General features: G+C 63.5%; 11 protein-coding genes. 1 reads left to right on the plus strand and 10 read right to left on the minus strand.

The window, feature by feature from the left end:
- Positions 1–36 precede the first annotated feature (36 nt).
- The 10 genes from nfi to KDH09_04055 all read right to left on the minus strand — a co-directional run bounded on the left by nfi (position 37) and on the right by KDH09_04055 (position 9,419).
- Complete coding sequence (gene nfi, locus KDH09_04010; GenBank protein MCB0218834.1) at positions 37–720, minus strand: deoxyribonuclease V; 684 nt, start codon at positions 718–720, stop codon at positions 37–39.
- Entirely contained in the window at positions 717–1,556 is an 840-nt protein-coding gene (locus tag KDH09_04015; GenBank protein ID MCB0218835.1) for an ABC transporter permease, read from the minus strand. The genes nfi and KDH09_04015 overlap by 4 nt, the downstream gene beginning before the upstream one ends.
- Positions 1,553–2,506, minus strand: a complete 954-nt coding sequence (locus tag KDH09_04020) for an ABC transporter permease (GenBank protein ID MCB0218836.1) — start codon at positions 2,504–2,506, stop codon at positions 1,553–1,555. Before KDH09_04020 ends, KDH09_04015 begins: the two co-directional genes overlap by 4 nt.
- Positions 2,503–4,107 (minus strand): peptide ABC transporter substrate-binding protein, encoded by a 1,605-nt coding sequence (locus KDH09_04025; GenBank protein ID MCB0218837.1) that lies wholly within the window; start codon positions 4,105–4,107, stop codon positions 2,503–2,505. The genes KDH09_04020 and KDH09_04025 overlap by 4 nt, the downstream gene beginning before the upstream one ends.
- Positions 4,108–4,122: 15 nt before the next feature.
- Positions 4,123–4,965: a lysophospholipase gene (locus tag KDH09_04030; protein MCB0218838.1), complete on the minus strand. Its 843-nt coding sequence runs from the start codon at positions 4,963–4,965 to the stop codon at positions 4,123–4,125.
- Between the two features lie 88 nt (positions 4,966–5,053).
- Entirely contained in the window at positions 5,054–6,046 is a 993-nt protein-coding gene (locus KDH09_04035) for an MCE family protein (protein MCB0218839.1), read from the minus strand.
- Positions 6,047–6,205: 159 nt separating this feature from the next.
- Positions 6,206–7,009 (minus strand): ABC transporter permease, encoded by an 804-nt coding sequence (locus tag KDH09_04040; GenBank protein MCB0218840.1) that lies wholly within the window; start codon positions 7,007–7,009, stop codon positions 6,206–6,208.
- 12 nt (positions 7,010–7,021) lie between these two features.
- Positions 7,022–7,870, minus strand: a complete 849-nt coding sequence (locus tag KDH09_04045) for an ABC transporter permease (GenBank protein MCB0218841.1) — start codon at positions 7,868–7,870, stop codon at positions 7,022–7,024.
- An 11-nt stretch (positions 7,871–7,881) separates the two neighbouring features.
- Positions 7,882–8,622, minus strand: coding sequence for an ABC transporter ATP-binding protein (locus tag KDH09_04050; GenBank protein MCB0218842.1), 741 nt, complete (start codon positions 8,620–8,622; stop codon positions 7,882–7,884).
- Positions 8,619–9,419, minus strand: coding sequence for an ATP-binding cassette domain-containing protein (locus KDH09_04055; GenBank protein ID MCB0218843.1), 801 nt, complete (start codon positions 9,417–9,419; stop codon positions 8,619–8,621). Before KDH09_04055 ends, KDH09_04050 begins: the two co-directional genes overlap by 4 nt.
- A gap of 562 nt (positions 9,420–9,981) precedes the next feature.
- Between KDH09_04055 and icd the strand changes: the two genes are divergently transcribed.
- Positions 9,982–11,255 (plus strand): isocitrate dehydrogenase (NADP(+)) (gene icd, locus KDH09_04060; GenBank protein ID MCB0218844.1); only part of this gene is annotated, 1,274 nt, incomplete at its 3' end.

Here is an 11,255-nt window from a genome sequence, read left to right on the forward strand (position 1 = left end):
GCCCTGCTTGATTCAGGGGGCGAGTAGACCTCGCCCCTACAAATTCTGTAATTTGCGCATTTCCAATCCGACAAGATGATCGGCCCGCTTGGTAGGCTCGGGGATGCGCGTGCGATTGGCCAGGCGCAGTACCCACTTCTCAGCTTCAGCCAGCGTGATGTTGTGTCCCACCGAGACGAAGAGCGGGCGCACCCCGTCGCGGGTGCGCAGGACGCGGCCGAGAGTCTCTCCCCTGTAGTTGAGTGCCACGCTGGAGCCGCGCCGGGCGGCGGGTTCGCGGTGCTCCCCGCACAGGCGGCTCTTGGCGCAGCCGATGGTGGGAAGGCCCGTGAGCAGTCCCAGATGCGATGCCAGCCCCAGGCCGCGCGGGTGGGCGAGGCCCTGCCCGTCGCAGACCATCAGGTCGACGCGGGTGCGCACTTTTTCGAGCGCGAGCGCCAGCGGCGGGATCTCGCGAAACGAGAGATAGCCCGGCACGTAGGGGAACGGAGTTTCCCCGGCGGCGACCTGGGTCTCGATGGTCTCGAGACTCGGCCAGCGGAGCACCACCACGCCCGCGACGAAAAGTCCCGAGGGGCGGTGGTAGGAGACGTCCGTGCCCGCGATGTGGCGGACTTCTTTGGTCAGCGGTGTTTGTCGAACCCTACGGGCCAGGCGCTCCTGCACCTGCCGCGCCTGGGCAATGCTGAGGTCCCACTCGTGGAGCTGCTTGAGTTTCATTGGGTTGGGCGCGTGCGCGGATCGAGTTCGTCGCGGAGCCAGTCGCCCAGCAGGTTGAACGAGAGCGCGGTGGCAAAGATCGCGAGGCTCGGGAAGAGCAGCAGGTGAGGATAAGTGCGAAGCCCCTGCCAGCCCTCGCGTGCGAGCGTTCCCCAGCTCGTGCCCCACGCGCTGTAGGGATCGTTGATCCCCAGGCCGATAAAAGAGATCACCGACTCGGTCAGGATCGCCAGCGGAATGGAGAGCGTCGTCGCGACGAGCAGCGGGCTAAGTAAATTGGGAAGCACGTAGCGAATGAGCCGCCGCCAGAAACCAACGCCCAGCGCGAGGGAGGACTCGTAGTATTGCTGCACCCGGATGCGCAGCACCTCGCCGCGCACGATGCGGGCAATGCGCGTCCAGCCCACCATTGCCAGCGCCATGGCGAGCGAGAGCGGCCCGCGTCCGAAGATGAGCGAGAGCAGCACGATGAGCAGCAGCTCGGGCAGGCCGTAGACGGCGTCGACGACGCGCATGAGCGCGCCCTCCGTGCGTTTGCCTGCAAGCCCGGCCAGGGCGCCGTAGAAGAAGCCGATGACCGAGGAGCCCAGCGCCGCCGTGACGCCGATGAGCACTGAGACCCGCGTTCCATAGAGCACCCGCGAGAGAAGGTCGCGACCCAGACGGTCGGTCCCGAAGAGATGCCCCCCATCCGGCGGCAGCAGAATCGCATCGGGATAGAGGCCACCATAGGAATAGGGGGCGAGCCACTCGGCAAAGAGCGCGACAAAGAGTGCCAGCGCGATGAAGCACGCGCTCGCAAGAGCGATCGGGTTCTTTTTCAGGCGCGCAATCATGCGCTCTCTCCGCCCTGCTCACCAACGCGCACGCGCGGATCGACGAGTGCGTAGAGCAGGTCCACGATGAGGTTCGCTCCCACGATGACGGCGGTGTAGAGCACCGTGATGCCCAGGATCACCGTGTAATCGCGGTCGGTCACGCTGGTGACAAAGAAGCGCCCCATGCCGGGAATGCCGAAGATCAGCTCGACGATGAACGAGCCCGTCACCAGCGCGGCCAGCAGGGGGCCCAGCACCGTGATGACGGTGTAGAGGGCGCCCGGGATGGCGTGGCGCACGACGACCGCGAGCTCGGTGAGGCCCTTGGCCCGCGCGGTGCGCACGAAGGGCTCGGAAAGGGTATCGAGCAGCGAGCTGCGTGAGAGCCGCGCAATGTAGGCCGCCGGCGCCGCTGCCAGGGTGAGCGAGGGCAGGATCGTGTGGAGCGGTCCCTCCCACCTGGCAGGCGGCAGCACCGGCCACTGGAAGGCAAAGAGGTAGATCAGGATGCCGCCCACCACGAAGCTCGGCAGGGCGATGCCCACGGTAACCAGCGCCTGGAGGGCCTGGTCGCCCGTACCGGCCCGGCCGCGCTCGGCCCTTCGCCAGGCGCTCACAAAGCCGACGCCAAGTCCCAGCACGAGTGCAATGGCGAAGGCCTGCAGTCCAAGGTGCAGGCTGACCGGGCCCACCTGCGCGAGAACTTCGCGGACGCTGCGCTCGCGAAATTTCATGGAATTTCCAAAATCGAGAGTCGGCACGCCGATGAGCACGCGGCCGAGCTGCACGGGAAGCGGGTCATCGAGCCCGTAGCGGGCATTGAGGTTTTCGAGCACCTGCGGGGGCAGGTCTTTTTCCGAGGTGAAAGGCCCGCCGGGCACCAGGCGCAGCAGGCCGAAGGTCACCGCCGCCACCGCGAGGATGACGATCGCGCCCGAGAGCGCGCGGCGTGCCAGGTAGGCGCTCACGGCATCTTCTCCTCGATGAGCCGGACCCTGTAGAGCGGCAGGCGGGCCATGGCGCTCAGGTGAAAACCCTCGGCCCAGGGCTGGGCGATGGTGTTTTCCGTGACATTGAAGAGCGGGATGATCGCGGCGTCGTCTTCGAGCAGGATGCGCTGGAGCTCATCGTACATGTCCCGGCGCTTTTGCGGGTCGAGCTCGCGCGCGGCCTGCTCGACCAGGGCGTCGTAGCGGGCGTTCTTCCAACGGCCCTTGTTGTTGCCGCTGTAGGAAGTGAAGAGGTTCATGAAGTTGTCGGGGTCGGGGTAGTCCGCGCCCCAGCCCATGCGAAACATCTGGGGCGGATCGTTCTGGAGCTTGTCGAGAAAAACCTTCCACTCCATGTTGGCGATGGATACCTCGACGCCAAGGTTCTCGCGCCACTGTGCCTGCAAGGCCTGGGCGATGAGCGCGTGGTGCTCGGCCGTGTTGAACATGGCGGTCACCGTGGGGAAACCCTTTCCGCCGGGATAGCCGGCCTCGGCCAGAAGCGCGCGCGCCTTGTCGGGGTCGAACTTGAGCCCGATGTCCTCGTTGAAGGCGAACATCCCCTTGGGAATCCAGCTCGAAGTGGGCCACTCGCTGCCGCGCAGGATTTTGGGAAAGATGCTGCGGTCGATCGCATGGGCGAAGGCCCGGCGCACGCGCACGTCGTCAAAGGGCGGCCGGCTGACATTGATGCCGTAGTAGTAACCGCGGAGCTGGGGGACGCGCTCGAAACGCGGATCGTTTTCGTACTGCGGAATGTCGAGGGGGTCGAGCGAGTGATTGTCCATGACGTCGAGCTCGCCCCGGTCGTAGAGCGTCATGGCGGTCGTCTTTTCGGGAATCATCAGGAGCCGCGCGCGCGGCGTGGGCGCCGCCGGGCCGAAGTAGTGGGGGTTGGCGCCAAACTCCATGACGCTCTCGTGATCCCAGCGCGTGAGTACGTAGGGCCCGTTGGAGATGAGCTTGCCGGGCTCGGTCCATGCGGCGCCGTGTTTTTCCACGACGTCGCGGCGCAGGGGAAAGGTGATCTCGAAGGTGGTGAGGCTGAGGAAGAATGCAGAGGGCGCTTCCAGCTCCGCAACGAGCGTGCGCGCATCCGGGGCCGAGACGCCAAGCGATTCCACCGGCAGCTTGCCTTCGTTGATCGCGCGGGCGTTCCTCAGCACGTACATCAGGTAGGCGTATTCCGAGCCCGTCGCCGGATCGAGGATGCGCTGCCAGGAATAGACGAAGTCCGCAGCCGTTACCGGGCGCCCGTCGCTCCAGCGTGCGTCCTCTCGCAGGGTGAAGACGTAGCGGCGGCCCTCGTCCTCGATGCGCCAGGACTCGGCGACCATCGGAGTGATGGCGCCGCCCTCGCCGAACTCGGTGAGGCCCACCATCAGGTTCGAAATGACATTGAAGGAAACGTGATCGGTCGCGCGCGACCAGTCGAGGTTCGGGGGCTCGGTCGAGAGATTGGCGATGACGATGCCGCGCTCGCGCCGGTCGTGGCACGCGGCGAGCAGGAGGAGCGTCAAGGCGAGCAGGGCGCGCAGGCGCGCGCGGGAGGCTCCGGCGTGGTCAGTTTGCTGCGGCACCGTTGCAGGCCGCCCTCAGCCCTCGTGCCGATCGAGCCAGGCGCCCAGGTGATCCATCACCGTCGCGCGCTCGGTCTCATTGTAGATCTCGTGGTAGAAGCCCTCGTAGGTGTGGATTTCCTTGTCCTTTGACGCGACGGTCTCGAAAAACCGCTGCGCCGCGGGCGTGGAAACCACCGGGTCGGAGCCGCCCAGTTGCATGAGCAGGGGAAGCTCCACCTGTGCCCCGCGCGAGCGCGCGTCTTCGGAGGCGCTCTCCATGGCTTGGAACCAGCCGACGGTCAGCTCGTGAAAGATGAGCGGATCGGCCAGGTAGGCCTCGATCATGGCGGGGTCGTGGGTGAGCTCGTCGGGCACGAGGTCGTTCGCCATGGTGAAGCTCGGAGCGAACTTGGCGATGGTGCGACCGGCCCACATCTTGATGGCCGGGACTTCCTTTGACAGAGCCAGCAGCGGCGCCGAGAGGCAGAGGGTCTTGAGTTTGCTCGGATGCGCCAGTGCGAAACACAGCGAGATCAGGCCGCCGTTGGAGTGGCCCAGCAGGTGGACCTGCTCGCTGCCCGACTGGTCGGCAACCAGCTCGTGAAAGACTGCCAGGTCGCGCACGTACTCGGAGTATTCGAGGACATGGCCGCGCTTGCCCGCGCTGCGTCCGTGCCCGCGGTTGTCCATGGCCCACACGCCATAGCCCTTGCCCGCCAGATACTCCGCCACGTGGGCATAGCGCCCGCCGTGCTCGGAAAAGCCGTGGACAATGATGACGTGCGCCTTTGGCGAATCCGGCAGGTGCTTGCGCCAGAACAGGGGCGTCTGGTCAAAGGAAAGAAGTCGCTCGGTGGCCTGGAAGTCGATTGTCATGGGGAGTCTCATATCAGAGGCGGCCCGAAGCGGGCAAGCCGGACAGAAAAAGGGCCGCCTTTTCAGGCGGCCCTTTTCTTGGTAGCGCTTATTGGGCTGGTGCCGCGGGGGCCATCTCAGCCGTTTCCGGTGTGGGCTCCGGCAGGGTGGGCTCGGGCAGCGGCTCCTGGAAATAGGGATCGTTCGGAGCATGGGGCTCGAGTTCCTGCCCGTTGCCGTCGAGGGCGGGCTGACGCTCCAGAAGCTGGAGCGGCGGCGGCGGAACCGGCCGCGAACCCTTCGGGATGACCGGGGTGCCAAAGCCCACATAGGCGCGAACACCTTCGGACTGCAGGAAGTGGCGGACCCAGTTCTCGTCGACAAAGGCAAGGTTGTCGAGCATCAGGTCGGCGCGACCGAGCGTGCCGTTGGCCTGATTGAGAGTCGTAACAAGCTGGTCGAGCAGCAGGGGGAGGTTCTCGTCGCCGAGAAGCTCGCGCGCATCGGCCAGCAGGGGCTGAAGCTCACCCATGATCGGGCGCATCTGACGAAGGACCGGCCGCGAGCTGCGAAGCACCGGGGGCAGTTCCTTGTCGAGGGCCGGGATCAGGTGAACCAGCGCCTTGAACATCTTGCTGACGTTCTCGGGATCGTCGGCGCCCATGCTTTCCATGAACATGACGATGGTGTCGATGATCTTCTGGGCCTTGGGCTTGTTGCGCTCGACGAAGTCGAGCACTTCGCCGGCAACGGCGTAACCCTGGCTGATGAGCTGGTCGAGCCGTGGGGGATCCACGCCGCGAACCACATCGCCATCGGTGAGCTGGGGAGCCGACTTCGAACCGGTCGAGATCTCGATGTAGCGCTCGCCGATGATGCCCGCCATGTTCACGTAGAAGTTCGAGTCCTTGCGGACGCTATCGAGGGCCTTCTTGGAGATGTCGATGGTGAGGTCGACGTGCTCGTCGACGGAGGGATCACCGCCCAGGAAGGTGATCTTGCGGACCTTGCCCACCTGGATGCCGGCGACACGCACGGGGGTGCCCGTCTGGACGCCTCCGGCGAAGTTGTAGCGCACATGCAATGTTGCAGCATCGCCCACGACTCCCCCTGTCAGTAGGCCAACGATGCCAACGAGCCCTGCTACTGCCAAAAGGAACAGCAGAGCCACCTTCATATTCTGCGTCATTTCCCGTCACCCCCCCTTGGAGCGTCCGATATATCTAACATGCTGAAATTACTTTGCCCAGTCCCGCCGGTCCTATAGCAGTACCGTAGCGGCCCAGGTAATAAAAAAGTCCAAAATTACAATCACGAGCGCCGAATAGACGACCGCCTGGGTGCAGGCCATGCCCACGCCCTCGGCCCCGCCGCGGCAGTTCAGGCCGTAGTGGCAGGCCAGGATCGGGATGATCTGGCCGAAAATCACGGCTTTGAACAGATTGATGAAGATGTCCTCGACCCCCACGAAGAACAGCGCCTGGTTGAGAAAAACCTCATAGCCGATGTTCAGGGTGAGCGAGGAGACCGCCATGGCCGTCACAAAGGCGACCAGGGAGGCGATGCTCGAGAGCAAAAAGAGGGACACCACGCAGCCCACAAACCGGGGAACCACCAGAAATTTCACCGGGTTGAGTGAAATAAGACGCAGCGCGTCGATCTGCTCGGTGATCTTCATGGTTCCCAGCTCGGCGGTGATGCCGGCGCCGACCTTGCCGGCCATCATCGTGGCCGGAATGACCGAGGCAAATTCCCGGAAGATGATCAGGGCGGCAAAGCCCGGCACGAAGTCCACGCTGTGGAGGACCCGCCCCATCTGGAAGGCCATTTCCACGATGGAGATCATGCCCACGAAGGCGATGGTCGAGAGCACGATGGCCATGCTCTTGTTGCCGATCCAGTAGAACTGGTCCATCCAGGTGCTCAGCACGTTGTTGCGGCGCTTGGAGCTGACCAGCATCTCTTTGATCGTCACGCCCAGATACATGACCGTATCGACGTAGAGCCGGATGTTGATCGCGACGATCTCGAAGAAGTTGAAAACAGGGTTGAGAATGGCGGTCACAGCTTTTTCCCCTTACTTGGCCGCAAAAAAGGCCATGTAAATGGCGTCGTTGAGGACCGCGAGAATGTAGTCCGCGCCCAGCAGGCCGATTCCCAGAACCACGACCGTCTTGTTGACGTTGCGGCCCACTTCCTCGGCGCCGCCGCGGACGTGGAAGCCGTAGTAGCAGCTCACCGTGGAGATGAGCACGCCGAAGAACATGCTCTTCACAAGACCGGAGATGAAACTGTAGAGGTCGACCAGCGAAGCGACATTCGAGAAGAACAGATAGGGATTCACGTCGAGGATGACCATCGACACGATCGAAGCGCCCAGGACGCCGATGACGATGCCGATGATGGTGAGCACCCAGCTCATCACGATCATCGCGTAGAAACGCGGAACCACCAGATACTTGACCGGGTCGGTGGCCAGGCAGCGCATGGCGTCGATCTGATCGGTCACGTTCATGGTGCCCAGCTCGGCGGCGGTGAACGCGCCGATGCGGCCGCCCAGCAGAAGGGCGATCATCAGGGGCCCCACCTCGCGCACGGTGATGGAGGCGGAAATGCCGCCGAGCATCGCAACCGCGCCGAAGTCCAGCAGGTTCTCATAGATCTGAATGGCGAAGATGCCGCCGACGAAGACGCCGGCAAGCACCGCGATGGGAACGCTGCGCCAGCCGGTCTGGTAGAGCTGATACTGAACGACGTCCCAGTACTGCTTGCGGCTGTAGCTGGTCTTGACGATCTGGATGAAGAACGCGACGAGCTTGCCCATTTCCTCCAGGAAATCGGTCACGGGCTGGGCGATGCCGGCCGCAAAGCGGTCGAGCTTCTTCATCGCCGGGCTCAGTTCTGTTTTCTCTGCAGCCTGTTCCACGTCCCGTTCCCTTATGCCATCGGCCCTTCGGAGTAGCCGTTGACGAATTGCTTGACGTAGGGGTTGTCGCTCTGCTCGATGCCCTGGGGGCTGCCGTCAAAAATGACCTTGCCTTCGTAGAGCATCACTACCCGGTCGGCGATCTGCCGAACCGATTCCATGTCGTGGGAGACCACGATGCTGGTAACCTTGAGCTTCTGCGAGAGATCCTTGATGAGCGCGTTGAGCGTGTTGGCCGTGATCGGGTCGGCGCCCGTGGTCGGCTCATCGTAAAGAACATACTTGGGACGCAGCGCGATCGAGCGCGCCAGGGAAACGCGCTTGGCCATGCCGCCCGAGATTTCGTGAACCAGGGCGTCTTCGTAGCCGCCCATGTTTACCAGCGAGAGGTTCTCGCGCACGCGCTCGGCGATTTCCTTCTCCGAAAGACGGGTGTGACGCCGCAGGGGGAATGCCACGTTCTCGAAGACCGAGAGCGAGTCGAAGAGTGCGGGGTTCTGAAAGACCATCGAGCACTTCTTGCGAACGTGCATGAACTGCTCTTCGTCGTAGTGAGTGATCTCTTCACCGTCGAGCCAGATCTCGCCGCGGTCGGGATTGAGCAGGCCCACCAGGTGTTTGATGGTCACGCTCTTGCCCGTGCCCGAGCCGCCGATGATGAACAGCAGCTCGCCTTCCTTGACCTCAAGGTCGATGCCGCGCAGCACCTGCTTGGTGCCAAAGGCCTTGTGCACGTCGCGATAGACGATCATGACGCACCTGCTTCGTGGCCGTGGCTGATGTGCGAGCGCACCAGCTCTTCCATCTCGTCGGTGATGGGGCCGCTCAGGCGGCCTTCGAGGAACTGCTGGATATAGGGATTGGTCGAGGCACGCAGCTCATCGGGCGTGCCGACCTCCATGATCTTTCCATTGCAGAGGAATGCCACGCGGTCCGACACGTAGAAGGCCGAGAGCATCTCCTGGGTGACGGCAATGGCCGTGGCACCGTGATTCTTGGCGTATTCGCGGATCAGGTCGTTGATCCGGTTGGCCGAAACGGGGTCGAGTCCCGCCGTCGGCTCGTCATAGATGATGACTTCGGGCTGCATCACCCAGGCGCGGGCGATTCCCACGCGCTTTTTCATGCCGCCCGAGAGCTCACTGGGCTTGAGGTCTTCCACGTTCTTGAGCTTGACCGAGGCCAGGGAGTCGCGCACGCGGCGGTGAATTTCGTCTTCGGAAAGGTCGGTGAGCTCGCGCGGGGCAAACGAGAGATTGTCGCGGACGCTCATGGAGTCGAACAGGGCGTACTGCTGAAAGAGCATGCCCATGCGGCGGCGGATCTGGTCGAGTTGGAGGCCGGTGGCCCTGGTGATGGACTTGCCGTCGATGAGGACTTCGCCCTCATCGGGTTCGATCAAGCCGGCAACGATCTTGAGCAGCAAGGACTTGCCATTGCCGGGAGGCCCGATGACCATCACGGTCTCGCCTTTTTCGATCTTGAGATCCACTCCCCGGAGCAGCTCCAAGTCGCCAAAGGACTTGCGGATTCCCCGCAACTCGATCATCGCGTTAAACTCCCACGGCCGTGTAAAAGCACGAACCGTCCCCACAATTCCCCCGTCGGGGTGTTGCGCCCCGAACCGGTCCCGGAAAGTCGTCGAATTCCGCCGATCTCCGGTTCCAAATGCGGTCGTGCCTAGTCAGCGCGTTCCGTATCACGTGGCCCCACGGGGAGTCAACTTCGGGGCTTGAGGGCCGGGCGGCAGGGCTCGCTACGAAGCGGCCAGGTGCCGGAGAAGTTGGGGAATTGACGCAGCGCTCATAGTTGATCCCCCAGCGGCGGAGTGCTAGGAAAGCGCCCGAGTCGGGTGCGCGCGGATAAACGTATATATGAGGCCGTCGCGCGCCCGTGCCGGGCAGGGGGAAGCACACGAGGGAAGCCGCCTCCGATCATCATGCCCGCAGGCGCTCAGGGCGCGACTCGCACCCTTTTCACTTAGTTTATTTCGGCATCAACGCTGACGAAGGCGTGGCACCGGGTCAGGCAATGCGCCTCGAACCAAGGCCCGGGCAGATCACCGCCGACAGACGCGCTCAAACCACTCCACGGGGGTCCAGTCCACGAACATGGCAACGAAGAAAGCGAAATCCAGCAAGAAGAAGGCTATCAAGAAGCCCGTCTCTCACATCGTCAAGCCGGCCGGCGGCCAGAAGATCAAGGTGAAGAAGGGCGCTCTTGAAGTACCCGATGAGCCGATCATTCCCTTTATCGAAGGCGACGGCATCGGCCCGGACATCTGGGCCGCTTCGCAGGTCGTCTTCGACGCCGCGGTTGCCAAGGCCTACAAGGGCAAGCGCAAGATTCACTGGATGGAGATCTACGCCGGTGAGAAGGCCGTTGCGACCTACGGCGACAACGCCTGGCTGCCCGACGAGACGGTCAAGGCGATTTCCGAATACAAGGTGGCCATCAAGGGCCCGCTCACCACGCCGGTGGGCGGCGGCATCCGCTCGCTCAACGTGGCGCTGCGCCAGATTCTCGACCTCTACGCCTGCGTGCGTCCGGTTCGCTACTTCGACGGCACGCCCTCGCCCATGAAGGCCCCCGAGAAGCTCGACGTCGTGATTTTCCGCGAAAACACCGAGGACATTTACCTGGGCATCGAGTTCGCCAAGGGCGCCAAGGATACCAAGGAACTCATCAAGGTCATCGAGAAGAAGAGCGGCAAGAAGATCCGTCCCGACTCGGGCATCGGTATCAAGCCCGTCTCGCGCAGCGGCACCTTCCGCATCGTGCGCCGCGCGATCCAGTACGCCATCGACAAGGGCCTGCCCACCGTGACGCTGGTTCACAAGGGCAACATCATGAAGTTCACCGAAGGTGCCTTCCGCGACTGGGGCTACGAACTCGCCAAGAAGGAATTCAAGGGCAAGGTCATCACCGAGGACGAACTCTGGAGCAAGCACAACGGCAAGGCGCCCAAGGGCAAGGTCGTCATCAACGACCGCATTGCCGATGCCATGTTCCAGCAGCTCCTGCTCCGTCCCGACGAGTACAGCGTGATTGCCACGCTCAACCTCAACGGCGACTACCTCTCGGATGCCTGCGCCGCGCAGGTGGGCGGCCTGGGCATGGCGCCCGGCGCCAACATCGGCGACAAGGCCTCCATCTTTGAGGCCACCCACGGCACCGCGCCCAAGTATGCGGGACTCGACAAGGTGAACCCGGCATCGGTCATGCTCTCGGGCGCGCTGATGTTCCAGCACATGGGCTGGGATGAAGCCGCCAAGCTCGTCTACAAGGGCATCGAGGGCGCGATCGCCAGGAAGACCGTGACCTACGATCTGGAGCGCCAGATGAAGGGCGCCAAGCTGCTCAAGTGCAGCGAGTTCGGCCAGGC

Source organism: Chrysiogenia bacterium (assembly GCA_020434085.1).
GTDB lineage: Bacteria > JAGRBM01 > JAGRBM01 > JAGRBM01 > JAGRBM01 > JAGRBM01.

Coding starts and splice junctions, on each gene's coding strand:
- nfi (MCB0218834.1), bottom strand. CDS start 720: ATGAAACTCAAGCAGCTCCACGAGTGGGACCTCAGCATTGCCCAGGCG.
- KDH09_04055 (MCB0218843.1), bottom strand. CDS start 9,419: ATGATCGAGTTGCGGGGAATCCGCAAGTCCTTTGGCGACTTGGAGCTG.
- KDH09_04050 (MCB0218842.1), bottom strand. CDS start 8,622: ATGATCGTCTATCGCGACGTGCACAAGGCCTTTGGCACCAAGCAGGTG.
- KDH09_04015 (MCB0218835.1), bottom strand. CDS start 1,556: ATGATTGCGCGCCTGAAAAAGAACCCGATCGCTCTTGCGAGCGCGTGC.
- KDH09_04030 (MCB0218838.1), bottom strand. CDS start 4,965: ATGACAATCGACTTCCAGGCCACCGAGCGACTTCTTTCCTTTGACCAG.